Here is a 26,470-nt window from a genome sequence, read left to right as displayed (position 1 = left end):
TTTTAACGATAAAGTGGAAATTTCTCTGTAATTGCTTTTATTTCCTTAGAAACTCTGATTAACGCCTCTTCATCTTCATGATTTGTCAAGGCTGTATCAATTAATTCAGCTACTCGACGAACGTTAGCTTCACGTAACCCGCGAGTCGTAACAGCTGGCGTTCCAATACGAATACCGCTTGTTTTAAATGGACTCAGCACTTCAAAAGGAATCGTATTTTTATTTACAGTAATATGAACCTTATCAAGAATTTCTTCCGCTTCTTTTCCATTTAAGCCATAGCCAGTCACATCAATCAATAGCAAATGGTTATCTGTTGCGCCACTAATAACTCGAGCTTTAGGCGCCTGATTAAAGGTTTTAACCATTGCCTGAGCATTGGCAATCACTTGCTCTTGATAATCTTTGAAATCTTCGTCTAACGCTTCTTTAAACGCAACTGCCTTACCAGCAATCACATGCTCTAACGGACCTCCTTGAATACCAGGGAAAATCGCACTATTGATTTTTTTAGCTAGCTCTTCGCTATTCGTCAAAATTAAACCACCACGAGGACCACGTAACGTTTTATGTGTCGTTGTCGTCACAATGTCCGCATAAGGCATTGGGTTTTGATGCAAGCCAGTAGCAACTAAACCAGCAATATGTGCCATATCAACTAATAATTTTGCCCCAACTTCATCAGCAATTTCTCTAAAGCGTGCAAAATCAATATGACGGCCATAAGCGCTTGCCCCAGCAACAATCAATTTAGGCTTAACTTCACGAGCACGAATCCGAACTACTTCATAATCGATAACTTCTGTCACTGGATCAACCCCATAAGGGTGAAAATCATAAGTTTTACCACTAAAGTTAACGGGTGACCCATGGGTTAAATGTCCACCGTGAGTCAAGTCCATTCCTAAAACGGTATCTCCTGGTTCAATCAGCGTCATGTAAGCAGCTGTATTAGCCTGAGAGCCAGAATGAGGCTGTACATTGGCAAACTTCGCATCAAATAATTGCTTTGCTCGATCAATCGCTAGATTTTCAACTATATCAACAAATTCACACCCACCATAATAACGACGGCCTGGATAGCCCTCAGCATATTTATTAGTTAAAATACTTCCTTGTGCCGCCATAACAGCCTCTGACACAAAATTTTCTGACGCAATTAACTCGATATTTCGTTCCTGACGATTTTTTTCTTTCGCAACAGCATCCCACAGCTCTTGATCTTGATCTTTAAATCCCATTTTTACAACACCTCATTTTCTTTTCTACATTGTAACATAATCGCTATCTACGAATCAATTTGGTCAACCCTATTTTTCGTGAAATAAACAAATAATTGTGTTTTTTTTATAAAAAAAGACAATAAACAACTTTTTAACTAACATTTACATAAAAATAACAAAAAACCATTCGGTTTATCTATGATAATTAAAAGTATTCTTGGTTAGCAGCCTTCTTTAAGCGATTCATGTAAGCTAAACCGGCGCCTGTTTCAGGATAGGTCTGAGCAAAAATAACATCTATCACACTCTCCTGCTCATCTAGGGCCCGTAACCCAGCAAATAATCGCTGACTCGCAACAATGACATCTTCCTCTTGGCTCAGTTCGAATGTAGCATCGGCTGACTCTCCTAAGGAGGTCAAAATTTCTTTACTTGCTAAAATCCCCACTCGCCAATCATTTTTACGAGCCCAACTAAGAGCCTCTTGCCAGTTATTCTTTTGCCAGTCTATCAACAATACTCGCGCATTTGGTGAATAGTGTTGATATTTCATTCCTGGGGACTTTGGCGCTTCCTTTTCAGTAATCAAATGCTGATCAATCTCGACCTCTCCTACTACTTCAGAAAGCATCTCTTGAGTGACAACTCCCGGTCTTAAAATAACAGGTACCTCACCCGTCATATCTACCACTGTCGACTCTAGCCCAATCTTAGTCGGCCCATCATCCAAAATTCCCGCAATTTTGCCTGTTAAATCATGGTACACATGTTGAGCACTTGTCGGACTTGGTTTACCTGATGTGTTCGCGCTCGGGCCAACAAGAGGCACACCAGCTTCCGCTATTAATTTCAATGTCAGCGCGTTATTTGGCATACGAAAAGCCGCTGTGGATAACCCACCAGTTGCAACCGCTGGTAAACAGCCTTTTTTTATCTCGAAAATAAGAGTCAAAGGTCCTGGCCAAAATTTTTCCATCAACAATGTTGCTTTTTCAGATAGGTTATCCACAAAGGTCAAGACATCTGCTTCTCCCTTAACATGAATAATTAATGGGTTATCACTCGGCCTGCCTTTCGCTTGATAAACCTTCTGAATCGCTTGAGCATTAGTCGCATCCGCTCCCAACCCGTAGACTGTTTCAGTCGGAAAAGCAATCAGCTCCCCCTGACGAATAAGACGAGCTGCTTCGGGTAATGTTTCCCCATCATAATAACTTGTTTCCACAGGTTATCCACATCTCCTTTTTCAGATTATCCCAACTTAACAATTGTTTCATACGGTTATTAACACCTTGGGGATAACTCATTTGTCAAGTATTGATAACTCTGTTAATAACTCTAAAAACTGCTTTCATTCTTGCTATAATCATGTTTTTTAATTAGAATAATCAGTCATATTAATTTTTTATCCACAAACCTCAATCATTCGGTCCTGACCATTAATATCCTGATATACAATGACTTTTTTTAGTGGAAAAGCTTGCTGAAAAATTTGTTGAACTGCTTGACCTTGGCGATAGCCTATCTCCAAGTAAATTCTTCCTGTTGGTTTAATAACAGCCTGTGCCTCTTTAGCTAGAAGCTCATATAAAGCTAGCCCCTTATTTTCAGCAAACAACGCCAGTTTGGGCTCATAGGTTCTGACACTGACATCCATCTCCGACCATTCATCTTGCCCAATATAAGGCGGATTGGACACAATTACATCAAAAGTCTCTCCACTAACTGATGCTAATAGATCACTCTTCAACAAACGGACCTCTTGCTCAAGTGTCTTCGCATTCTCCTTCGCGACTGCTAAGGCTTGCCCAGAAATATCAACAGCCGTCACCTCCCAGTTAGGACGCATACGCTTCAAACTCAGCGCAATCGCTCCTGTACCGGTTCCCACATCGATCACTTTAAGTGAGTTTTGCTGATTCTTTTCCAAACAAAGTTGGACAAGCTCCTCTGTTTCAGGGCGAGGAATCAAGGTATCCTGAGTAACCTTAAAGCGTTGACCGTAAAACTCGCAAGAACCCACAATATATTGGGGCGGAATATCTTCGATAATTAAGGCTAGATCTGCTTCTAATTGAGTGATTTCCACCTCAGGCATGAGCTGACGATAGTGGCTGACTAAATCAGTCTTGGTCCAGCGTTTGCGCTCCAAAATCAAGTATTCAGCAATATATGGCTCTTTTTGATGCTCCACTAAAAAAGAAGAAGCCCAGTTAAGGACTTCAAAATAACGCTTATCAGATTTAGCCATTTTGCATTTCTTCCAATTTAGCTGTTTGATCGTAGATGATTAAAGCATCCACAATTTCATCTAGTTCCCCAGATAAAATTCGGTCTAATTTTTGAATTGTCAAACCAATACGGTGATCAGTTACCCGGTTTTGCGGAAAGTTATATGTCCGAATCCGTTCAGAACGATCGCCAGTCCCAACTGCGGACTTTCTACTAGCATCATACTCACTTTGTGACTCTTGACGTATTTGATCAAATACTCGTGCGCGCAAAATTTGCATCGCCTTTTCACGGTTTTGTAATTGAGAACGTTGATCCTGCATGGCAACAACAATCCCCGTTGGCAAGTGAGTCAAACGAACAGCCGATGCCGTTTTATTGACGTGCTGTCCACCTGCACCACTCGCATGGTAGATATCCACGCGAATATCTTTATCTTCTAGCTCCAACTCAACTTCTTCGGCTTCTGGCAAAACAACCACTGTAGCTGTTGAGGTATGAACCCGCCCTTGAGATTCAGTTGTCGGAACTCGTTGGACACGGTGAGCACCACTTTCATATTTCAATTTAGAGAAGACATTTTCACCTGTAATCATGGCAATCACTTCTTTATAGCCACCAATACCCGTAATATTGGCCTCTAAGACCTCAAATTTCCACCCTTGTGACGAGGCATAACTTTGATACATTTCAAATAAATCCCCTGCAAACAGTGCGGCTTCATCTCCACCTGCTGCGCCACGAATTTCCATAATGATGTTTTTATCATCATTAGGGTCCTTGGGAATCAATAACACCTTAATGGTTTCTTCCAATTCATCTTTTTCTTTTTTCAAATCAGATAATTCTTCTTTTGCCATCTCTTGCATATCGGCATCTAATTTTTCTCCAAGTAGCTCTTCTGTCTCCGCAATCCCTGCGACAACTTCTTTGTAACGGCGATAAACCGTAACTGTTTCACGCGTACTTGCTTCTTCTTTTGAGAGTTCCATAAAACGTTTCGTATCAGACACAACCGTCGGGTCACTTAATAATTCTCCTAGCTCCTCGTAACGGTCTTCAATTGATTGTAGTTGATCGTACATAGTTGTTCTCCTTTTTCTAATGAGTCTGGCCGGCTTCTTATTGCTGTGACAATCAGCGGCTCTTCTTTAATTAATTATCTAAAGGTGGATTTAAAGCTTCGCTACAAAGCCGGGTCCACGTAATGTTTGCGGCAAACAGGAAAATAAGACTCATTGCCGCCTATTTGAATCTGATCCCCAGTATAAACTGGTTTACCATCCAGCAAACGCAAATTCATAATTGCTTTACGATGACAGAACCAACAAATTGTTTTCAATTCTTCCAATTTATCAGCATACAATAACAAGTATTTTGAGCCTTCAAATAGTTCATTTCGAAAATCATTTTTTAAGCCGAAAGCCATCACTGGTATATCCAATTCATCAACAATTCTAGCAAATTGAACCACATGATGCTTTTCCAAAAACTGAGATTCATCAATCAGCACACAATAAGGAATAAAATCGAGTTGCTTAATAAATTGATAGACATCCGTCTCACTAAAGATAGGCGTCGCTTCTCGCGATAAGCCTATTCGACTTGATACTTTGCCAATCCCATCACGAGTATCAACTCCGCTCGTCATTAAGACCACTCGTTTATTTTGCTCTTCATAATTGTGAGCGACTTTCAAAATCTCTATCGTCTTGCCACTATTCATCGCACCGTATTTAAAAAATAACTGAGCCATTTCGTAAACCTACACTTTCATTTTCTCCCTATGTAAGTATACTTTAAAACAAGAAAAAAATCATCCTATTCAGTAATAAAATGGCGATTTATTCTTGTTTTTTCTCTCGTACAGAGAAGGTCTCAACTAATTTCGAAGTCGCTTACTAAGATATAAGACTAGCTCATCATCATTAAAACACGGGGCGTGGCAGCCTAGCAGTTGATCTTGATACCAGACACCACTACCATCTGGCTCATAACCTGACCGACTATATAATTTTTGAGCGGCCCCATAGCCACTATGAAGTCCAACACCAAGTGTTGCTATTTCACTAATTCCAATCACCCATTTTTCTGCCTCAGCCAATAACGCTCGTCCATACCCTTGGCCTTGGTAGTTTTCCAAGACATTAAAATCTTTAATTTCTGGATATTTTGTCGCAAAAGGTCCTGCAGTCGCCAATGGAATAACTGTGACATAGCCAATAAGTCCCCTCTCATCATACGCAACAAATACCACACGTTTGTTAGTTGTCTGCTCAGTATAATACGTTTGAAATAACTCCTCTGATTTCTCCCAGCCCTGCTCGGCAAATAGACGAGGAAATTCTTGGCTATCACTCTTTAGCATCTTTCTAATCATTCTGGACACCTACTTTTCACGTCTCTATTTTCTTTATATCAGGTCTTTACTAAAAGCGCTATTTCACGGTAAATCCAACCAAACCTTGATAGTTTTCAGCAATTAAATGAGCCAAAATCTGAACATGATTATTAACCGGGTCCTTCGCTCCATAGACTAATGTGATTGTTTCTAATTGACTCCTCTTTGCTAACTCTTCTAATAAAGTCTGGGCCTCTGGTCGCTCTCCCAATTGAGCTAAATAAAGCTTCTTAAACTCTCCTAATTTAGAAGCCTCATGATTGAACCATTTTCGTAACTCTGTTGTTGGAGTTAGTTCCTTCGCCCAATAATCAATTTTAGCCTGCTCCTTTTTGACTCCACGAGGCCATAGACGATCAACTAATACTCGGTAACCATCCGTTTCTAACGTCTCACTGTAGGCACGTTTCAAATAAATCATCTGAATCTCTTCCTCCTTTTATGCAGTAGATAGATAATCGTGTCAAATTAGCTAAATGTAAAAGAGGCTGGAACAAAAGTAACTTCTGCCCCAACCTAGTTAACTCATTTAATTTGGTCCTTCGCCTTTAAACCAACCAGTCTTAGCGTTGATTGTTACCAAGTAAATCGGTAATTCAGAGTCAGAACGATTTTTTAACAATGATGATTGTGTCGATGTCGCGTATAGATCATAATAAGCTTCACCATTTATAATGATACGTTGGCGCAATTCATAGCCGCCTTCAACGATATAACCACGTCTAATACATTCGTTAAGAACTTTGGCTTGAACACCTTCAGCCCATGACCAGTCGCCATATGTTGTACCACTACTTTCATTTGGTAGCGCAATACCACCGCGATTACCAGTTCCTTGACCAGAAGTATCTGCCGGTGCTTGAGGCTGAGTAGCCTGAGCATCTAATTGTGCTTGTGCTTGTGCAACGGCCGCTTTCTGCTCATCTTCTTTACGCTGTGCCTCTGCTTTTTCTGCTGCAACAATTACTGCGTCAACCTTAGCCAATTTAGCGTCATAATCTTTTTGCAGATTTGTATCTTTCAAGTTCTTAACCGCTTCTTTTGCTTCATCATATTGTCCGCGAGTTGCCTCTTTTTTAGCGTCATCTCCATAGACCTTCGCCAGAAGATCCTTCGCTTTCTTATTAGCTGCAACTTGATCGCTTGCTACCTTCAAGCCTTTATTTATTAATTCTTCAAATTTATCAGCTGGTTTTTCAATCGCTTTTGGCACAGTTGCCTCTGCTTGTTTTAGCACACTCTTCTCAGCCAACTTGTCGCCTTTAATAGCAGGTTCCTTAAACAGATTGTTAACTGATGCTAATAGCTCACCTCGTTTAGTTAAATCTGTCATAACCGGTTCAAGATCACTCACATATTTTTTTTCTTTAAAATCAGCCAGCTTCTCTTCAAGTTCTTTTAGTGTATCTTGGCTAAACTCTTCACTCAAAAAGATTTTTTCTTCATTTAAATACAATTTATCCAGATCATTTTCAAGCAATGCTGCCGCTTTTTTATCAGCTGCAACTTGATCCGCTTCTTTTTTAGCCTGATACTTGGTGTAACCAAACACACTTCCACCAATAACTAAAAGAATCACTACAACTAAACCAATCAACTTGTTGTAATTTTTTTTCGGTGGTGTCGGCTCACTCGTGTTTCTTTGTGGCTCTGGTTCTTTCTTCTCTGGTACTGCACTATCATTAGAAGCGGGGTCTGCCGATCTCGCATAAGGGTCTTCTGGAATTACTTCCTTCGTTGCAAACCGTTCAATTGTCGGTTCTGCCTCTGGCTCAGCAACAGGTTCAACAACCGGCTCCTCAACCATTTCTACAGGAGTAGGTACTTCTGCTTCAATAATAGGTGACTCTTCCCCAACACTCTCCGGCTCAACAGCCTGTGGCAACTCTCTTTCTAGTTGCTCCGCTAACTCTTGCTGAATTTCCTCTAAAGGTTCAACTTCTTCTTGATTAACTGTTTTTTCAGCAGCTAACTCTTTTGTGAAATCTTGAAACGTTGGTTCAAATCGATCACAATTAGGACAGTATTCTTCATTTTTTGTGGAGACATAGCCACAATTAGGACATTTTTTTCCTTTTTCCATTGTTTTATCACATTCCTATTTTAATTTTTCGGATTTTTTGAAATTGTAAATCAAGACTAGTTTATCATAAAATTGTGCTATTTTGTTAACTAAATTTCCCAACTCCCGCAAATCAGCAGTTAAAATGAAAAAACATTAAGGCCCTAACCTTGATGATAACTAGGCAGGCACTTAATGTTTAAATTTACTTAAGCTTTATCTTAAAAATATATTCTGAGGTTATTTCATTCACTTCCCACTCATAACGATAGCCATATTGAGTCAAAATCGTATCCACAATGTAAAGGCCCAAGCCATGACTTTGCTCAAACTCACTACTCGACTCTGTTTCAAAGGTGACAAATGGTGCAAAGATATTGGTCTCTTTAATGCGGGAAACCTCTTTTACTTGATTGCGAATCTGCCATTCCTCTTCAGTCGATATCACCACGATTTTACCTTGAGCAGGTGTGTACTTAACCGCATTTCCAACCAAGTTTGACAGCACCTTTTGGAGATTGCGCTTAGGGATTTGGACTAAGCCATTTTTTAAATGGCTCGTCTCTATCACAATGCCTTTATCCTCCAGCATATACTCATAAATCTCAATAACCTCTTCTGTCGCTTCTTTTAATTCCATTTGCCCTGAAAACATTACCGATTCTATCCGAGAAACTTCCAACATTTCATTCACTAAACGGCTCATACTCTGTAAGCGAGTATAACAGGCTTGTAGATAATGCTCGTGGTCTTCGTAGCCCTCTACATTGGCCATCATCCCTTCAAGCATCGTGGTCATTGCCATAATAGGTGTCTTTAACTCGTGAGTAGCTCCTCGCATAAAGACCTGACGATCCTCTTCTAACCGTTTAACAGTAGTCATCTCTTGATTCAATTTTTGTAAGGTAAATTGTAATTCTTGGTACATGTGATGAACACTGTTCTCTAGGTCTTGAATCTCATCGCCATCAGTCGCTTCATAGATCACAGGAACTGAGCTCGTTGACATAGCGTGAACGGTCTTGTTAAGTCGTGTAATTTTACGAGAAAAATAACGGGCATAGATAACTGAAATGACCGATGAAACAAACAGCCCGATGACAATGAAATAAGGAATGATGAGTAAAAAAACTCCCTTGATTTCATCTTGATTAACCGCAACAGGATAAAAAATTTCTACTTGGTACTTCGCCCCCTGATAAGTAACTGTTTTTTGACTTATTAGTGGCTCTGTTTGCTCAATGGTCTCGTCCCCTCTAAACTCAAATTCAGGTACTATTTCTATCGCATCAACTACCTCTAAATTTCCTTGAACGAGAGAATCCTCGGTGATGGAATCTGACATTGGTATTTCCGATTTCTGAATAGACAAGGTCGATATTTCTGGATAAATAACCTGATCCTTATACTTGATAAAAACGACATATCCTGCAACCATGTACTCACCAAGAAACTCTTGATTAATCCCTTCCTTTTCGACACTCTTATAAATCAGTTCCGCATTGTCTTCGAATTTTTTTTCCTGAGCACTTTCTAAAAATCGTGTAGCAAAGACTGAAAAAATCAGAAAGAATACCCCAATCGTAATCAAAATGGTCACCGTCGTAATGACCCATGTTTTCCAATAGAGAGACGTTTTTTTTATCCGATTCCTAATTTTTTCTTTTATCTTAAGAATCATAAACGCTCCACCTTATAGCCGATTCCCTTCACTGTTTTAATACAGTCAAGTGGGAGCTTTTTGCGAATATTTTTAATGTGAACATCGATATTTCGGCTATCACCGAAATAATCATACCCCCAAACCACGGTTAGTAGTTCTTCTCTAGAGTATACTTTGCCGCTATTTAGTAGCATCGTTTGTAAGATTTCAAATTCCTTAACCGTTAAATCGATCCCTTGTTCTTGATAATAAACCTCATAATTATTAACCAATAACCGCAACTCATGATACTGAATTTCTTTTTTCTGCTTCTCATATACTCGTCTCAGCAGAGACGCAATCTTATGAACTAAGATGGTCATCGAAAAAGGTTTAACGACGTAGTCATCAACACTTTGCTCAAAAGCATCTAGTTGAATTAATTCATCATTCAGCGCACTAATAATTAAGATTGGCACATCAGATTTCCGACGAATCCACTCCAAGACCTCTTCACCACCGATCCCTGGCAACATCATATCTAATAAAACTAAATGAAAATCAATCTCGGCAAATTCCTGCAATGCCTCTTCACCAGTTTCTACAGCAATCACCTGATAGCCTTCACGCCGTAAAAAATTGGTCATTGCACGGCGAATCTCTTTTTCATCTTCTACTAATAGAATCGTGTAAGTCATCTTGATAACTCCTTTTACTTGTAGGTCTTTGACACGTCACTCACAATTAATTGTTCCTTTATCATACTACATTTTTTCTGCTGAGACTTATTATTTTGTTAATTTCCGTTACTTATTCTCACTTCAACGGTGTAATCGAGAGGGACATAGACATTGTACGCACTCATACTCACGACCGTTCCCTTTTTCTCTTCTGAATTCACATACTTGATCGTGTAGTTAATGTTAGCCCCCTTTGAATGGTACTCGTCATAAAAAATCTTTTGCAAGGCGCCTTCTGTTTCTCCAGTAACATCCTTTAAATAAGGTCTTCCTTCAGAATAAGTCACCGACATCGCTAAATCATCTTTTTCCGTCAATACAGTTCCAGCCTCAATCGTTTGCCAAATTAATTGACCATAAGGGGCATCAGTGCTGTATTGATGTTTGACTGTCACCTGCAAGCTCTTTTGCGCAGCAGCTTCCTCAGGGGTCAATGTGCCGAAATCAGGTATGGTAATTGGTTTCCCTGCGGACACTTCGACTTCCATCTTAGTTTGCTTGGCAACTTTTTCCTTTGCAGCAATTGACTGCTTGATTATTTTACCGACTTCTTGATCCTGAGAGGCGACATCCTTATAGGTCATCTCAATACTATTGGTCTTCGCCCAAGTTTCAACATCACTTTTCATTTTGCCACTAAAATCAGGTACTGAAATATCTTTTTGATAGACCTCTTTCCCTTTAGAATAATAGAGAGTCCCACTATCTTTACGCTTAAAGGACTCTTTGGTGGCATCGCCTTTTAACTCCATCCGTAATAGCTTGCCCTTTTCCACTTCACCATTGTACTCGGTGACAAGTTTTAAATTATCGGTTTTATTCTTAGCGAGCCATTCCTCAGCTGCAGTGTGAGTCAATTGATTAAAATCAGGTAACACCACTTTCTCCTCTGGATCGGCCCCCTGACTGATCATAAAGGTTAACTCTTTGCCTTTACGCACCTTCTCACCTTTAGTAACTGGTTGCTTCAACACTTGATTGGCCTCTTTGTCTAATGAATATTCTTGCTTGGTTACAACGGTTATTTTATTCTGAGCGGCCCATTTTTGGACATCACTAATTGCCTTCCCTTGGAAATCTGGCATCTCAACATGAGTCATTTGATAAATTATTACAGTCCCGACTGTAATAATTATTATTCCTAATAAGCCAAGTAATGTCCATTTTTTTCGTTGCCGTTTTTTAAATGTTGGATCATGTTCTGTTTCTTCTTGAGAGTGACGAGACGTTATTTCCGCTACAGGTTGCGAACGTGTTACTCGTTGCGGGAGTTCACTGGGACTCTCAGTCGAACTCTGCTCGGTTGTTTCAGATGTTTCAGATGCTTCAGCCCCCTCGGTATCCTCTCCTCGCTCCTCTTCGACTGAATCAGGTGACTCTTTTTTGGCAACATTTTTTTCGTAATCACCTGATTGAAAATTAGATAAAAAACTACTCATATGGCGTCAACTTACCTTCCTTTAAGTAAAAAGTTTGATCAGAGGATGCAGCTATCTCTTGCGAGTGGGTAACTACAATCACGCATTTATTATGAATATGAGCCAACTCTTTGAAGATTTTTACAATCTCTTGTTCCATCCCTTCATCTAAATTTCCCGTAGGCTCATCAGCTAAAATAATATCAACATTTGTTGCTAAAGCTCTAGCAATCGCTACCCGTTGCTGTTCACCACCTGAAAGATGGGTAACAGCTCGGTCAGCCTTGGTTCTGACAATGCCTATATAATCAAGCAAGTTATAGGCGACATCCTTTTGATTGTCTGGCAGTTCGTTATCTGTAATTGCCATTGCCAACAACACATTTTCAACTGCAGTTAAATAGGGAATCAAGTTAAAGCTTTGAAAAATAATTCCAATTTTATTTCGGCGATACTCTTCAAGTCCAATTTGTTTAATGTCTTGCTGTTCATACAGAATCTCACCATTTTTAGGGGAATCTAAGGCACTAATTAATGAAAGATAGGTTGTTTTTCCAGAACCCGATTGCCCTAAGATGGTATAGAATTTTCCTTTATCAAAGGTGTTACTCACATTATTCAAAATAGTTCGTTTACGATCGCCATCTTGATAAAAATAATCTAATTGCTTCGTCTCTAAAATTGTCATAATTGTATTTTCCTCTCTACATCATAATTTTCTTCGGATTTAATCGAATCAGATAAACCATTGGAGCAATCGTCGCAACTAAAATTGTTCCTAAACCAACTAAGAAGAAACTAATGACATACTTACTACTTAATTTAACTTGATATTCTTTGGTAACATCATCAGCCGAAAGATTGCTACTGCTTTGATTGCCTCCCATGACCATCATCGTGCCACCAGCTTGGGCATCTTCCTTTTCAGCTTCCGCTTCAATTTGATTTTGGATCATTGAGCCAGAAATTCCCTTAGCTAAATAATTACCTGAAAACAATGACAAACTAATCGCGATAATTGCCACTACTACCACTTCTATAATCACTTGACCTAGCACTCGCTGACGCTTTTCACCAAGAGATAAATAAATGCCAAATTCATGCTTCCGGTCTCTCAAGAAGAGTAAGACGACTAAGCTGACGATTAACAATGAGGCGCCAACTGCTGCTACTAAAATATAGCCTGATAATTTTGACATTGATTTAATCGGTGCTGCGATTGAATTATATTGATCTGTTGAGGCCGTTAATTTGTAATCCTTAGGAACTAGCGGTGACATTTCCTTTTTAAAGGCTTCAGCAGCCTCTGGACTTTTCAAAATAAAGGTCGGTAAATAATAGGCTTCGCCATTTTCAGACGAGTCTGGACTTACTTTCGCCATTTCTTCATTATAAAAAGCATTTTCTTTTGTTGCTAAACCATTTGGCACGTATAAAGTGTTTTGGAATTGTGTATTATTAAAACCTGCCATTGGGTCCGCTTGTTTCGTTTCACTATCTGTTTTTTTCTCAGCCTCTATTGGTTCAAATATCCCAATAATTTCAATCGGAACATCACGACTAGCCACTGGCTCAGCTTGGGGATTAAAGCCTTGACTAAAATCAAACACGTTATTTTGATAGACTATTTTATCGCCAACGCTTAGATTATTTTCTTCGGCAACCTTTTTAGAAATAAGCCCCACACCGCTACCTTTTTCAATCTCTTCTTCTGTAAAGGCTCTACCATCTACTAATGCTGATTTCTTTTCTTTAAAGTCCAAGATTGGCGCATATTGAACACCTCTCATTTTTATTTCCATGCCTTTAACTTCACCACTTATCATAACGTCGTTCTTTTTTTCTGGGGCAAAAGCCTTGATATCTTTAAGCCCACCGTATAATTCCAGATTATAATCGTAATGCTTTACGTAATCAGATTCCCCAATTTTTTTTATCAATTCTTCCTTTAGCGGCTCCATTTTAAACTGCTCGCCATCTGCCATCGCAGATTCGATTGCTTTTGGGTCAACATCTATAGAAGCCGTCCCACCTAATTGCTTTTTGATACTCTTCTCTACATTTTGTGTTGCCTGTTGAATAGAAATTGCCCCTGCGATTAAATTACCTAAAATAAAAACAACTGAAAATAAAATTAGGGCTCTGCCTTTCCTTCTTGTAATGCTTAAAAATGCTCGTTTTGTAAAATTCATCTTGTAGTATTGCCTCCTTTATTAATCTACTAGCATCTTAACAAGCCAATATGAAGCTCATGTAAAGATAAAGTGTAGTGATGATAAAGTTGACTGAATCCTTATTTTTCCATTTTTTAACTTATTCTTAAAAAAACGTTTACAATAGGTGGTTTTTGTGGTATCCTTCGGTAAATAAAAAAGCCTACTCTTCAATTAAGATAGTAGAGATTGCTACATTTTATGATACTCTTCGTTGACTTTTAAAACCCTCGGGCTATGATATGACTGACTTTTGCTTTTTTACTTGAAAGCTATTTGAGCAATTTTACTACCTTAGTGTAATGTGACTGTTCTCGATACTCTTCGTTGACTTTTAAAGCCCTCGGGCTATGATGTGACAGGCTTTTACTTTTTTACTTGAAAGCTATTTAAGCAATTTTACTACCTTAGTGTAATGTGACTGTTCTTGATACTCTTCGTTGACCTTTAAAGCCCTCGGGCTATGGTGTGACTGGCTTTTACTTTTTTACTTGAAAGCTATTTGAGCGATTTTTCTACCTTAGTGTAATGTGTCTGTTCTTGATACTCGACTCAAACGTTTTTCTAATCCCATCATTAATAAATTCAAAAAAGCAGCTGAGATTTTTCCCAGCTGCTTTTTTTATTTTAGTTCAAACCCATCTATATCAAAACTTTCGACATATCCTTGTACCTGATTATCGACCATTTTAGCAGTAAAACTAACTTGATCACCTTTTTCTAAGAAGCCAGCTACTTGATAGTCATTTTCATTGACGATATACAACAAGCCATCCTCTAAAACAAATTTAATGATTGTCGCCTCACTCGTTACCATCGGTGCTGTTAAGCGAACGACTTTGCCACTAACTGTTACTTCCTTCACTTCCGATGTCGCACTGACATTGGTTTTCTTTTCTGCTAATTTTAAGCGGTAAGTTTGTAGTGTTTTATCGACCGTATCCTCCATTGCTAAGATGTCACTATCAGTGGCATTCACATACGCAATCTTTTTGAAGATACCGTTTTTGTCTAACATTGATACCACCCAAGTTGGAACCCCATCAATGTTATATAATAGAGGCATATTCCCTTCTAGTTTTTTCTCAGGAAACACAAGATCAACTAAATTAATTAACCCTTCACTGTCCATCATATTTTTCTTGCTATAATAGGTAATTTCACCTGTTCGAGCATTAATAAAAGAGTAGCCAATAGCTGAATCATCTGAACTTGATGGTGATGTAAAATCTGTAAAGTAAAGCATCTCACCCTTTTCATTAAAGATCGGCGTTACTTCATCTTCTGTGCCATTTTCCGTTGCCAATTTAACACCTTTTTTAGCCATTCGGCTGTTCAACCAACCGTTCTCATATTTTCCGTATACGCTATTCATCTCACTCGCCATTTCCGGGGAAATCGGCGCGTCGATGTATTCAGGTACATCATTCAAATCATAAACGGCAACCTTGCCATCAACTGTATCTAACACAGCAATTTTCATTTTTCGGTAGTTAGGATTCTCAGAAATCCCCCGCGGTTTATATAAATTTTGGACGTAGTAAGCATGCCCATCATCAGCGATTTCTAGCTGAGGTTCACCAATTGATTTATAAGTCGCTGTTGCAAAATAGATCTTTCGTTCAACATCTTTAAAGAAATAAGCACTAGGAATATAAGCCATTTTAGTTTTAACAGGCTCTGGTTGAGCGTAAACATCTGTGGCAGACATCTTCAAATAACCTTCTGATGCGCCCCCCTTGAGCCAACGCCAAAAGCCTTTAAATTCTAGTGGCGCAATATAAACCACCTCATTATTAACCTTCTGAACTTGTAGCTTACCCAAATCATAGAACTGTTGATTTTCAAATTGATTCATTGATTTTTTCATCTTATTGCGAACTGTTTTGGGAGGGATCGTCACTGGCGTATCCGCCTTATCAAGCTCTGGTGTATCTGTTCCCTCAACCAAATTTAATGTGCCATACACTTGTTTTTTACTGTAAATATCGTAACCAAAGGATGCACCGATCAATAAAACGCAAGCCACGATTAACAGAGCCACTTGTTTACTCAGACTCTTCTTACGGTCAATTACCAGCTCATCTACTTCATTAACTAAATAAACAATGCCAATTCCAAGTAGCCCTAATACAATATTTGTCATTAAATAATTAAACAAGGATTTACTTGGTAAGATAATCCAAATATAGACACTATTAATAAGTGTAATTAAAACAAGTAGTCCAATTAATATCTGCCACTGCCTTTTAGCTAGTGATCCTTTCTTTTTTACTAGATAACTTCCAACAATAATCAGTAATAAGATACTACTAATGCCTAACTGACTTAACATTTGTTTTTCCTCCTAATTAAATACAAAAACTCAAGTAGCTTCAGCTGTTACTCGCTGTCTACTTGAGTTTAAGTGTACCGTTTTTTTAGTCTTAACACAATCCGTCTCTAGTCTAATTATTTAGCTAATACTCGTTGATAACCGATTTTAATGTCGCGAAGGTTGCCTCTTTTTCTAGTAAAATAGCGATTGGATTTCCCCAGTCTGTAAATAGCACTAATTCCTCCTCACGTTTTCTCATAAAATACTGAAGTTGGTGAATTAGTTTACCAGTTTTTGTTGACTTGCTCCCCTTTGGTTGGTAATAATCAAAAAGTTGACTTCTGATTTGTTCCATCGTCTCTTCTAACTGATAGTAATAACTGATGAACCTGTCAGGCTCATCTAATGTTGGACTCGTCGTCACCTCAACTTGTTCAAGTAGTATCGCTAACTCGTTTAACAGCGTCATTTCATTAACCATCGTCCTGTGTTCCTTTCTTACTTAATCAGCACTTAGCGCTTCTACTGGGTCCTTTTTGGCCGCCATTCGAGCTGGTAACATTCCTCCCAACATGGTCAAAGCAATACTAACTACTGCCAATAAAAGAGCGTGAACTGGATCTAGTTGAGCGACATTCGCCATATCCGTCATGGATTCTAGAACACTGTTGACGGGAATGGTTAAAAGATAGGCTAGTCCGATACCTAACGCACCAGAACAGGTACCAATGATAAAGGTTTCCGCATTAAAGACACGCGTAATATCTTTTTTACGCGCTCCTAACGCACGTAAAACACCGATTTCTCTTGTTCGTTCCATTACAGAAATGTACGTGATAATACCGATCATGATCAAGGATACGACTAAGGATATTGCGGCAAAAGCCACCAAAATAATGGTGATGGCATCCAACACACTGCCCATCAATGACGTAACCGTTGCTGCCATATCCGTATATTCAATTCGCTCCTCTTCACTCTTCCCTTTGTTCCAGTCGTCAATATAGGCCAAAATGTCTTCTTTGGCAGCAAAATCTGTCGGATAGATGGTAATCATATCTGGACTGTCACTGTCACCGAATTTCGTCAATAGATGCTCTTTCGTAATACTACTGACGGCTGGGGCCATCGCTGTAACCGTTTCATTTGACATACGGCGATTAGTATCTGGCTGTACTGCTTCGGCCACAAATGATTCTCCTGTCATTACGTTATAATCTGCTTCACGCTGTGCCTTAACAATCGCTGACTCTTTTGCTAAGTCCATCATCTCTGTTCCAAAGGCTGATGAATATTTTATTCCCTCTGACAAACCTGAAATTTCTAATTCTTCTTTTCCCCGTATCACTCCTGTTACAGTCAAGGTCTTAGTGCCTTGATCTGCATAAAGAGTGGCTAATGTGTCAGTCTCCGCACCTTTAAAATACGTGCCCTCTTGCTGATAGTAAGCATCATTTGGAATAGCCTTTAATTGATAGCCAATCAACTCTTCGAAGCTCAGCGTAGCCCCATCTGAAAATCCTAGATTCATCAATAACTCGTTACTCAATTGATTATTTTCGCCCACTACTACGATTAGCTGGTCCTGCTTTTTGGGATAGCTTCCCGCTAATAAATCAAAGTTCTGTTTTAAAAAGCCACTTTGATCTGACGTATTAGGCATCGGGTAACTAACAAAATTAATGGTCTCCTGGTTGACCACTTTGACCTCTTCTCCTTGCTTTTGAAGAAGATTAAACCCACTGTTATAGCCATAATTAATGCCTGAAACTTTCTCAGGGGCTAATTTAGCTAGGTAGTCTAAAAAATCAGAGTTTAACTGATTATTATGTGGTTCCTGATCTGCTGATACTTTTTCTGCATAAATTTTTTGACTATTACGCTGCGCCTTTAACTTTGCCGATTCTTTCTCTGTCCCAAAAGGCTGTTGCGGTGGCCCAAACGTGGCTGTTGAAGCTACTTTGGAAATAGTTATGGGATACCCTGAAAGTGTGTCATTTTCAACAGAATTAATCTGTTTGTCAAAGCCGTTAGATAAAGCGAGAACTAACGCAATCCCAATAATGCCAATACTAGAAGCGAAAGCAATCAAACTCGTTCGCCATTTTTTGGTTGTGATATTTTTACCCGATAGCTTTAAAGCGTTCCAAAAGCTCATACTGGTTCGTCGCATCTGATAAGTCGTAGACGCTACAACCTCTTCCACGGGATTAGAATCATGAACAACTTCCCCGTCACGAAATTCAATAATTCGTGTGGCATATTCTGCTGCTAACTCTGGATTATGAGTTACCATAATCACCAATTTATCATGAGCAATTTCCGCAATCAGTTCCATGATTTGACCGCTAGTTTTAGTGTCAAGAGCTCCCGTTGGCTCATCTGCCAAAATAATATCGGGGTCATTAACTAAGGAACGAGCAATTGCGACCCGTTGCATTTGGCCACCTGATAATTGATTTGGTTTTTTGTGTAGATGCTCGCTTAAACCCACTCGGTCTAAAACAGATAAGGCACGACTTTTTTGTTCCTCCTTAGGTACTCCACTCAAGGTCATCCCCATCATCACGTTGTCCATAATAGACAGATGGCTTATCAAGTTGTAGCTTTGAAAAATAAACCCAACACTGTTGTTACGGTAAGCGTCCCAATCCTTATCCTTGAATGTCTGGGTCGATTGCCCGTTAATCAACAGCTCCCCCTCATCGTATTGACAAAGTCCACCAGCAATATTAAGGAGTGTCGTTTTACCGGAGCCACTCGGTCCTAAAATAGCAGCAAATTCACTTTTACGAAAAGTTAAATTCACGCCGTTGAGAGCTGTTTGCGTCACGTCTCCAGTGGTATAATGTTTATAAATCGATTTAAGTTCTAACATAGTTTTCTCCTTCTATCAGTTGTTAATCGTGAGTTTACCTTTGTAAGATAAACTCAATGTTAACAAGCTAAGGGAACACGAAAAAATCAGACTAAAGTCTGATTATATGAAAGGAGTCGTTTAAAAATGGCCACTATCTTAATCGTCGAGGACGATCCTCATACACAAGAATTAATGAGTATCTATTTAAGTAAAAATGGGTTTCAAACTGTAACTGCTAATAATGGCAAGGAAGCTTTAGAATTGATTGAGCAGCAACCTATCGCCCTTGCTTTAGTTGATATTATGATGCCTAAAATGACAGGCTATGAGTTTACAGAAACTCTGCGTCAGGCCAATTATCAATTGCCAATTTTGATGGTCACTGCTAAGGAAACCCCAAGTGAAATGAAAAAGGGCTTTTTAGTTGGTACTGATGACTATATGGTAAAACCAGTCGATCAAGAGGAAATGTTGCTTCGGATAAAGGCTTTACTACGACGCTCCAAAATTGTAGCTGACAGGCGAATTACCATTGGCGACGTGTCTGTTGATGCTGATAGCTTACAAGTCACTAAAGGTGAACAGAGATTGACCTTACCCCAAAAGGAATTCTTTCTGCTCTTTAAGCTACTGTCTTATCCAGGAAAAATTTTCACTCGCGTCCAATTAATGGATGATATTTGGGGCTATGATACTCAAACGGATGCTAAAACTGTTAATGTGCACATCAATCGATTACGAGAAAAATTTGCCGATTTCCCTGAATTTACCATCGTAACTGTTCGCGGATTAGGGTATAAAGCGGAGCGTGTCATATGATGAAACACAAGAAACGTTTTTCACTGACGATTGGCTTAGTTTTCTTTGTTTTCTTCATGATGATTATCTGTTTTTTAATAGTCGGTGGCTTAATTTTGATTTTAATTAAAACTAAGCTCATTAATTTTGTGCCTCGTTTTTCTCCTCCTTATCGGATTTTGGGGCCATTTATTATCATTTTTATTTTTAGTCTATTAATGGGCACCATGCTGACCATGCTTTTTAGCCGAAAAATGTTAGATCCCTTTAAGCGGGCAATAACAGCAATCAACCAGGTTGCCAGTGGCGATTTGGACACCACTCTACATTACGAGCGAGCGCCTTACGAGTTGATCGAATTAAGCCATAGCTTCAATCGTATGACTAAGGAGTTAAGTGGGATTGAAACCTTGCGCAGTGATTTTATCAATCACTTTTCTCATGAATTTAAAACACCGATTGTCTCTATTCAAGGCTTTGCAAAGCTCCTAAGGGACCCTGAGTTAAGCGAAGCTGAGCGCCAAAAATATATTGAGATTATTATCCAAGAATCTAGCCGTTTAACAACCTTATCAACCAATGTCTTAAACTTAACAAAGGTTGAGACTATTGAAATTTTAACGGAAAAGAAACAAATTCAGTTGGATGAACAATTGCGACAGGTCATCCTGTTACTTGAACCAAAATGGCAGGCTAAAGAAATTGAATTTGAGCTAAACTTACCTGAGACTCTCATCACCTCAAGCGATGATCTGCTACAACAAGTTTGGATTAACTTAATCGATAATGCGATAAAATTTTCACCTCAAGCAAGTGTTATTAAAGTGGAGCTGATTGACAATGATACACAGGTTGTCGTCACCGTAAGTGACAGTGGAGTAGGGATGGATAACGCCACTCAATCTTATCTTTTTAATAAGTTCTATCAAGGAGATGATTCTCATACAACTGAAGGAAACGGCCTTGGCCTTTCAATTGTGAAACGAATAGTTGAACTTTGTCAGGGACAGATTGAGCTGAAAAGTGAGCCAAATCAGGGCAGCTCTTTTGCCATTTCTCTACCTAAAAACCCAACTAATCACTAAACTGACTCCTTCAAGCGCTAAAAATATCCAATTGCGATTTTTAGCTCACATGATATACTTGATTCACTAGTGATTATTGAAAGGGACCTTAAACATGGCCAAACATCGTTTTTTTTATGGGTATAAACGTGATTTTGCCCGCTTTATATCGTCGCACTTGTCGAGTATTCAACTGATTGTCATCTATTACGCAATCCTAACAGTTATTTCCTTCGCATTATTGAAGCTACCTTTTTTCCGTCATTCAGGCGTACATACCACGCTTTTAGACGATTTATTTATGGCAATTAGTACCGTCAGTGTGACTGGCCTAAGCACCTTTAATATTAATGAAGTATTCAATGATCGAGGCGTTTTACTGCTTGAAGTGCTGTTTCAAGTGGGTGGATTAGGAATTATGATGGTCTCAACCTTCTTCTTGATTGTTTCAAAACGCAAGATTTCCTTAAAACAGCGACAGCTGATTATGACCGATATGAACCAGCCAAAACTCAGTGGTATCGTTCGTTTAATCCGCACCACTCTCGGGATTTTATTATGGATTCAGTTACTTTTTGGCGGGATTTTCTCCGTGCATTTCTATCTTTCCAACCATCATGCAACGATTCGTGATGCGATTTTCTATGGATTTTACCAATCCATCTCGGCTGTAACCAACTCTGGCTTTGATGTGACTGGTGCCTCCATCACGCCTTACGCGGATGATTATTTCTTTATTATCTGCATCATCATCTTAATTATGATTGGTGGCATTGGCTTTCCGGTTATTATGGAAATTAAAGAATGGCTCTTTTTTAAAAAGAAACGTCGAGGCTTTCCTTTCCGTTTTTCATTGTTCAGCAAACTAGCAATTTGGGCGTTTCTCATTCTCTTTCTTGTCGGCACAGTGCTTATTTATTTTTTAGAGCGGCAACATCTTTTTGCTGATATGGATGAAACCCAGCGTTGGATAACGTCAATGTTTTACTCCATGACTACTCGTAATGCTGGTTTACAAATGAATGATTTAACAACTTTCCAAACGCCGACTTTATTAGTTTTTTCGACTCTGATGTTTATCGGCTGTAGCCCAAGCTCAGTTGGGGGTGGCGTGCGAACAACTACTGTCGCAATAGTCGTTTTATATCTATTTTCCTTCATCAAAAGTGAAGAGAATATCAGTATTTTCGGTCGACGCATTTCTGAGGAGGATATAAAAAAAGCCATTGTGGTCTTCAATCTATCGCTACTTATGTGCTTCTTCTCAGTCATGACCTTGGCGGCAACTGAGAAGCACTCACTGATTTCCATTGTCGTCGAAGTTGCTTCTGCCTTTGGAACAACGGGGCTCTCTATGGGTATCACTGATGACTTATCAGTGATCGGTAAAATTATTATCGCTGCTCTGATGTTTATCGGGCGGGTGGGCATGCTTTATACCTTGATGCTTTTTGTACCTAAAGAACTACAGGATAAGGGGTATCTCTATCCGACTGAAAAAATTATTATTGGCTAAGCTTCGCTAACAAAAGAGCACCTTTAAGTGAATACAACTAAAGAGAGTCAGTCTTAATAAAAACTAGTTTTTTATTAAGACTGACTCTTCCTATAACCAAAAGCATTAAAAAAAGACTAAATATATGGTATGATGAGTTGGATATAAAATTAAGTTTTCGATGACTTAACGTCATTGTTAGCAGGAGGAATTAAGCATGACCTTAAGAAGTCAGTTAGCCACGTTGGTAGGAAAATCAAGTCAATGGTTTTTACAAACCTTTTTGAAAGGTGGGAGCAGTTTACCTGGTAAACTCGCCTTGACAATTGATCCCAATATTTTAGATAGCTTAGCTAAAGATTTTGAAGTGATTGTTGTCACTGGGACAAATGGAAAAACCTTAACAACGGCTTTAACTGTGAACATTTTAAAACAAGAATTTGATAATGTGCTGACTAACCCCACTGGAGCAAATATGGTCCAAGGGATTGTTTCAACCTTTCTTTCTGCCAAAAATAAAAAAGGTCAGAAAAAATTTGCAGTACTCGAAATTGATGAAGCTAGTCTGAGTAAAGTAACGGAACATATTAAACCAAAACTTTTCTTGTTTACTAATATTTTCCGAGATCAAATGGATCGTTACGGTGAAATCTACACGACTTATCAATTAATTGTTGACGGTGCGGCGAAAGCCCCTGATGCAACTATTTTAGCTAATGGCGATCTGCCAATTTTCAATTCAATTGAGACAGTCAATCCTCGTCGTTATTTTGGTTTTAATCATCAAGCTGACGGTGAATTAATGGCACACTACAATACAGATGGGGTTGTCTGTCCAAAGTGTCATCACATCCTACACTATCACATGATTACCTATAGTAACCTTGGTAAGTACTATTGCCCAAATTGTGACTTTAAACGTCCTGAGCTAGATTATCAGTTAACCGAGCTCGGACAAATGACTAATACATCTGCCGAATTTACTATTGATGCTGAACCTTACACGATTGAAGTTGGTGGCTTATACAATGTATATAATGCTTTAGCAGCAACTGCTGTAGCTGAATATTACGATGTCTCACCAGAAAAAATCCGCGCAGGTCTCGCATATGATGAAAAGATTTTTGGTCGCCAAGAAGTGATTACAATTGATGGCAAGCAGTGTACTTTAGTTCTTGTAAAAAATCCAGTCGGTTTAAATCAGGTAATCGATATGATTGACCTAGCACCAAAGCCTTTTTCACTCGTTAGCTTACTTAACGACAACGATGCCGATGGTATTGATATCAGCTGGATTTGGGACGGCAATCATGAGGCCTTTGCCGAAATGGGTATCCCTCAAATCATTACCGGAGGAATCCGCCGAGAAGATATGACTCTTCGTCTGAAAGTAGCCGGCATTCCTGACGATCAGATCAAAGAAATCGATAGCCTAACAGGTGTCATTGATGAGATTAAACAGCTACCGACCGAACAAGTCTTTATTTTAGCCACGTACACAGCAGTTCTGCAACTCCGCAAAGAATTAGCGAATCAAGGCTACATCAAAGGAGGAATGTAAGATGGAATTGGAAATTAGAGCCTGCCATCTTTATGGCAATCTGCTTAATACTTATGGCGACAATGGAAATATGTTGATGTTGGCCTATGAAGCTAAACAATTGGGTGTGTCCTTTACATCAGAAATTATCAGTGTTTATCAAGACTTCAAGCCTGAGAATTATGATTTTGTTTTCTTCGGTGGAGGACAAGATTTTGAGCAACTGATCGTCTCAAAAGACTTACAATCAAAAAAAGAGCCTCTGACTCGCTATATCGAAGAGGACGGAGTCATGCTAGCCATTTGTGGTGGGTACCAAATGCTTGGTCATTACTATATGGGAGCTCACGGAGAGAAAATCCCTGGGATTAGCGCACTCGATCACTATACGTTAAGCCAAGACAATAATCGTTTTATTGGGGACGTTGAAATCTACAATGAGGCGTTCAAAGAAACCTACAAAGGCTTCGAAAATCACAATGGCAAGACTTATCTTGGTAAAGGCGAACGTCCTTTAGGCCTGATTAAGGCTGGCTACGGAAACAACGGAGAAGACAAATCGGAAGGTGCTATTTACAAAAATACTTTTTGCAGTTACTTCCATGGGCCTCTCCTTGCCCGCAATCCCCACTTAGCAAAACGATTAATTCATCTCACTTTAACAAAAAAATATGGTGAAGACGTCTTTACCGATTAATTTGATAAAAAAAAACCAGTAGCAAGGAGAAAACAGCTCCCTTTCTACTGGTTTTTTTAAATCATTTAAATTTCATTAGGATTCTCTTCGTGCTCAAAAAACTCACGAGTAAAGCCTTCACCAATAACGCTTTGAGCATCATTGATAATCACAAAAGCAAGTGGATCAATCTCGTCAATCAGCTTTTGAATAGGCAGTAACTGCTGACGACTGATCACAACGTATAACATCTTCTTTTCATTCTTTTTGTAATGACCAGTGGCATTAATAATCGTAATTCCACGTTCTAATTGTTGGCTAATTTCTTCTGCAATTTGCTCATGTTTTTCTGAAATAATGGTGACAGTTTTCTTAGGGTTGCCCCCTTCTAAAATGAAATCCAATAATTTCGTTGAAACGGCTAAAGAAACAATCGTAAACATCATACTTTCCAAACCAATGACAAACACTGACGGAATCACCACAATTAAATCAAAAAATAAAAGAGCATAACTCGTGTTCCACCCTAAATACTTATTGGCTAATTTAGCTAATATCGCACTCCCTGCCGTCGTTCCATTCCCTTTCATGATTAAGCCCATACCGACACCCATCAGTGCTCCCGCGCCCATCGAGGCAATAATGACCTCGCTTGTCTGGACGACCAATTGATCCGTCAGTTTCAAGAAAACAGACATGGCTACCACTGCATAAAGAGTATAAAAAACCGTTTGTCTATCTAAAAATTTATAACCAATCACTAATAACACGGCATTAATAAGGACGTTGGTTAACGCTGGAGACAAGCCGTTCGTATAATAAAGTATCATCGTTAAGCCAGTTACCCCGCCTTCGCCTAAATTATTTGGCAAGGCCAGTGAATTAACCGCAATCGCAAAAATAAACGCTCCTAAGGTAATTTTAATCACATTGAATAGTAATTGTTGGTATTTTTTTTCCATCATATCCCCCCCTAAATAACAAACCTAAACTCACTCTAACTTTGACAAAAAAAAGTGAAAAAATTAGAATAACGGGTCACAAATAAGACTTTTTGTCCGCAAAAAAAGACGCAAATTGACGTCTTCTTACAAGATACTAAATCTTTCTGAGTTTTGCAACTGATCTAGCTTTTTTTCTTAGATTCTGAGATTATTCTTATTTATTTAACTATGCTAAAATAAGGCTAATAATTAGCTATACTTGCCATCAAAAAGGAGGATGTGTTATGCAAATTGAACCCCGAGTCGGTGTTGGCGCCATACTTTTCAATGATCGACATGACGTCTTACTTGTTCTAAGAAGAAAAGCTCCTGACGCAAATCATTGGAGCTTACCTGGAGGCAAAGTTGACCTCTATGAAACAATTGAAGAAGCAGCCATTCGAGAAATAAAAGAAGAATTGACGGTCGATATCAGCTTAAGCAAATTAGTCTGCGTCACAAACCATATTCTAAAAGAAGCAGATACTCATTTTGTTTGCCCAACATTTTTAGCCACCATAACCGCAGGTATAGTTCACAACAATGAACCTGATAAACTTGCCGCAATCGAGTGGTTTCCTCTTGATCAGCTACCGTCTCCCTTAACCTTTACAACCACGAACGCCTTGAAATATATATAAAAAAAGGACGAGACTTTTATCTCATCCTCTTCTAATTTTACGAATATTATGTGACAAACGCGCTCCAAAAGTCTGCTCACTACGTTTTACTACGCTACGCTTCGTTGTCCTAAACTTCTAAGCAACTAAAGTTGCAAGCCATCATTCTTTGGGCTTTAGCCCTTA

Annotated in this window: 23 protein-coding genes; 6 read left to right on the top strand and 17 right to left on the bottom strand. The window is 39.0% G+C overall.

Annotated features, from left to right (window positions below):
- Positions 1 to 2: 2 nt before the first annotated feature.
- The 16 genes from glyA to AC5KOD_RS07730 form a co-directional block, all read right to left on the bottom strand.
- The gene (glyA, locus tag AC5KOD_RS07805; RefSeq protein WP_496913986.1) at positions 3 to 1,241 is read right to left on the bottom strand and encodes a serine hydroxymethyltransferase; all 1,239 of its coding nucleotides are present in this window, start codon (positions 1,239 to 1,241) and stop codon (positions 3 to 5) included.
- A 187-nt stretch (positions 1,242 to 1,428) separates the two neighbouring features.
- Positions 1,429 to 2,448, bottom strand: a complete 1,020-nt coding sequence (locus tag AC5KOD_RS07800; protein ID WP_496913985.1) for an L-threonylcarbamoyladenylate synthase — start codon at positions 2,446 to 2,448, stop codon at positions 1,429 to 1,431.
- Positions 2,449 to 2,628: 180 nt separating this feature from the next.
- Complete coding sequence (gene prmC, locus AC5KOD_RS07795) at positions 2,629 to 3,474, bottom strand: peptide chain release factor N(5)-glutamine methyltransferase (RefSeq protein WP_496913984.1); 846 nt, start codon at positions 3,472 to 3,474, stop codon at positions 2,629 to 2,631.
- Entirely contained in the window at positions 3,467 to 4,540 is a 1,074-nt protein-coding gene (gene prfA, locus AC5KOD_RS07790; protein WP_496913983.1) for a peptide chain release factor 1, read from the bottom strand. Before prfA ends, prmC begins: the two co-directional genes overlap by 8 nt.
- Before the next feature lie 101 nt (positions 4,541 to 4,641).
- On the bottom strand, positions 4,642 to 5,211 hold the full coding sequence (locus AC5KOD_RS07785) for a thymidine kinase (protein ID WP_496913982.1): 570 nt from the start codon (positions 5,209 to 5,211) through the stop codon (positions 4,642 to 4,644).
- 126 nt (positions 5,212 to 5,337) lie between these two features.
- On the bottom strand, positions 5,338 to 5,835 hold the full coding sequence (locus tag AC5KOD_RS07780) for a GNAT family N-acetyltransferase (protein ID WP_496913981.1): 498 nt from the start codon (positions 5,833 to 5,835) through the stop codon (positions 5,338 to 5,340).
- A 58-nt stretch (positions 5,836 to 5,893) separates the two neighbouring features.
- Positions 5,894 to 6,277: a DUF488 domain-containing protein gene (locus AC5KOD_RS07775; protein WP_496913980.1), complete on the bottom strand. Its 384-nt coding sequence runs from the start codon at positions 6,275 to 6,277 to the stop codon at positions 5,894 to 5,896.
- Between the two features lie 108 nt (positions 6,278 to 6,385).
- A complete protein-coding gene (locus AC5KOD_RS07770; RefSeq protein WP_496913979.1) occupies positions 6,386 to 7,939 on the bottom strand; it encodes a cell division site-positioning protein MapZ family protein in 1,554 nt (517 codons plus the stop codon).
- Positions 7,940 to 8,123: 184 nt separating this feature from the next.
- Positions 8,124 to 9,599: a sensor histidine kinase gene (locus tag AC5KOD_RS07765; RefSeq protein ID WP_496913978.1), complete on the bottom strand. Its 1,476-nt coding sequence runs from the start codon at positions 9,597 to 9,599 to the stop codon at positions 8,124 to 8,126.
- Positions 9,596 to 10,258: a response regulator transcription factor gene (locus tag AC5KOD_RS07760; RefSeq protein WP_496913977.1), complete on the bottom strand. Its 663-nt coding sequence runs from the start codon at positions 10,256 to 10,258 to the stop codon at positions 9,596 to 9,598. The genes AC5KOD_RS07765 and AC5KOD_RS07760 overlap by 4 nt, the downstream gene beginning before the upstream one ends.
- A 98-nt stretch (positions 10,259 to 10,356) precedes the next feature.
- Positions 10,357 to 11,739 (bottom strand): PASTA domain-containing protein, encoded by a 1,383-nt coding sequence (locus AC5KOD_RS07755; RefSeq protein WP_496913976.1) that lies wholly within the window; start codon positions 11,737 to 11,739, stop codon positions 10,357 to 10,359.
- Positions 11,732 to 12,406, bottom strand: coding sequence for an ABC transporter ATP-binding protein (locus tag AC5KOD_RS07750; RefSeq protein ID WP_496913975.1), 675 nt, complete (start codon positions 12,404 to 12,406; stop codon positions 11,732 to 11,734). Before AC5KOD_RS07750 ends, AC5KOD_RS07755 begins: the two co-directional genes overlap by 8 nt.
- Before the next feature lie 16 nt (positions 12,407 to 12,422).
- Complete coding sequence (locus tag AC5KOD_RS07745; RefSeq protein WP_496913974.1) at positions 12,423 to 13,910, bottom strand: ABC transporter permease; 1,488 nt, start codon at positions 13,908 to 13,910, stop codon at positions 12,423 to 12,425.
- A 643-nt stretch (positions 13,911 to 14,553) separates the two neighbouring features.
- Positions 14,554 to 16,266, bottom strand: coding sequence for a DNA-binding protein (locus AC5KOD_RS07740; RefSeq protein ID WP_496913973.1), 1,713 nt, complete (start codon positions 16,264 to 16,266; stop codon positions 14,554 to 14,556).
- A gap of 124 nt (positions 16,267 to 16,390) precedes the next feature.
- Positions 16,391 to 16,729 (bottom strand): hypothetical protein, encoded by a 339-nt coding sequence (locus AC5KOD_RS07735; protein ID WP_496913972.1) that lies wholly within the window; start codon positions 16,727 to 16,729, stop codon positions 16,391 to 16,393.
- A 21-nt stretch (positions 16,730 to 16,750) separates the two neighbouring features.
- On the bottom strand, positions 16,751 to 19,126 hold the full coding sequence (locus AC5KOD_RS07730; protein ID WP_496913971.1) for an ABC transporter ATP-binding protein/permease: 2,376 nt from the start codon (positions 19,124 to 19,126) through the stop codon (positions 16,751 to 16,753).
- Between the two features lie 126 nt (positions 19,127 to 19,252).
- On the opposite strand from AC5KOD_RS07730, the gene AC5KOD_RS07725 reads away from it, so the two are divergent.
- From AC5KOD_RS07725 to AC5KOD_RS07705, 5 genes are all read left to right on the top strand, one after another.
- Positions 19,253 to 19,927 carry a response regulator transcription factor gene (locus AC5KOD_RS07725; RefSeq protein WP_496913970.1) on the top strand — a complete coding sequence of 225 codons (675 nt, stop codon included), beginning with the start codon at positions 19,253 to 19,255 and terminating at the stop codon, positions 19,925 to 19,927.
- Entirely contained in the window at positions 19,924 to 20,991 is a 1,068-nt protein-coding gene (locus AC5KOD_RS07720; protein WP_496913969.1) for a HAMP domain-containing sensor histidine kinase, read from the top strand. Before AC5KOD_RS07725 ends, AC5KOD_RS07720 begins: the two co-directional genes overlap by 4 nt.
- 94 nt (positions 20,992 to 21,085) lie before the next feature.
- The gene (locus AC5KOD_RS07715) at positions 21,086 to 22,486 is read left to right on the top strand and encodes a TrkH family potassium uptake protein (protein ID WP_496913968.1); all 1,401 of its coding nucleotides are present in this window, start codon (positions 21,086 to 21,088) and stop codon (positions 22,484 to 22,486) included.
- Between the two features lie 196 nt (positions 22,487 to 22,682).
- Positions 22,683 to 24,026, top strand: coding sequence for a MurT ligase domain-containing protein (locus AC5KOD_RS07710; RefSeq protein ID WP_496913967.1), 1,344 nt, complete (start codon positions 22,683 to 22,685; stop codon positions 24,024 to 24,026).
- Between the two features lies 1 nt (position 24,027).
- A complete protein-coding gene (locus AC5KOD_RS07705) occupies positions 24,028 to 24,702 on the top strand; it encodes a type 1 glutamine amidotransferase (protein ID WP_496913966.1) in 675 nt (224 codons plus the stop codon).
- Between the two features lie 65 nt (positions 24,703 to 24,767).
- Here AC5KOD_RS07705 and AC5KOD_RS07700 read toward each other — a convergent pair whose 3' ends face one another.
- Entirely contained in the window at positions 24,768 to 25,643 is an 876-nt protein-coding gene (locus tag AC5KOD_RS07700) for a YitT family protein (protein WP_496913965.1), read from the bottom strand.
- A gap of 266 nt (positions 25,644 to 25,909) precedes the next feature.
- On the opposite strand from AC5KOD_RS07700, the gene AC5KOD_RS07695 reads away from it, so the two are divergent.
- A complete protein-coding gene (locus AC5KOD_RS07695; protein ID WP_496913964.1) occupies positions 25,910 to 26,305 on the top strand; it encodes an NUDIX domain-containing protein in 396 nt (131 codons plus the stop codon).
- Positions 26,306 to 26,470: the final 165 nt, after the last annotated feature.

This window comes from Vagococcus sp. WN80Y, assembly GCF_059621045.1.
Note: the sequence above shows the minus strand (reverse complement) of the source record. Positions and strands in the feature narration are given on the sequence as shown.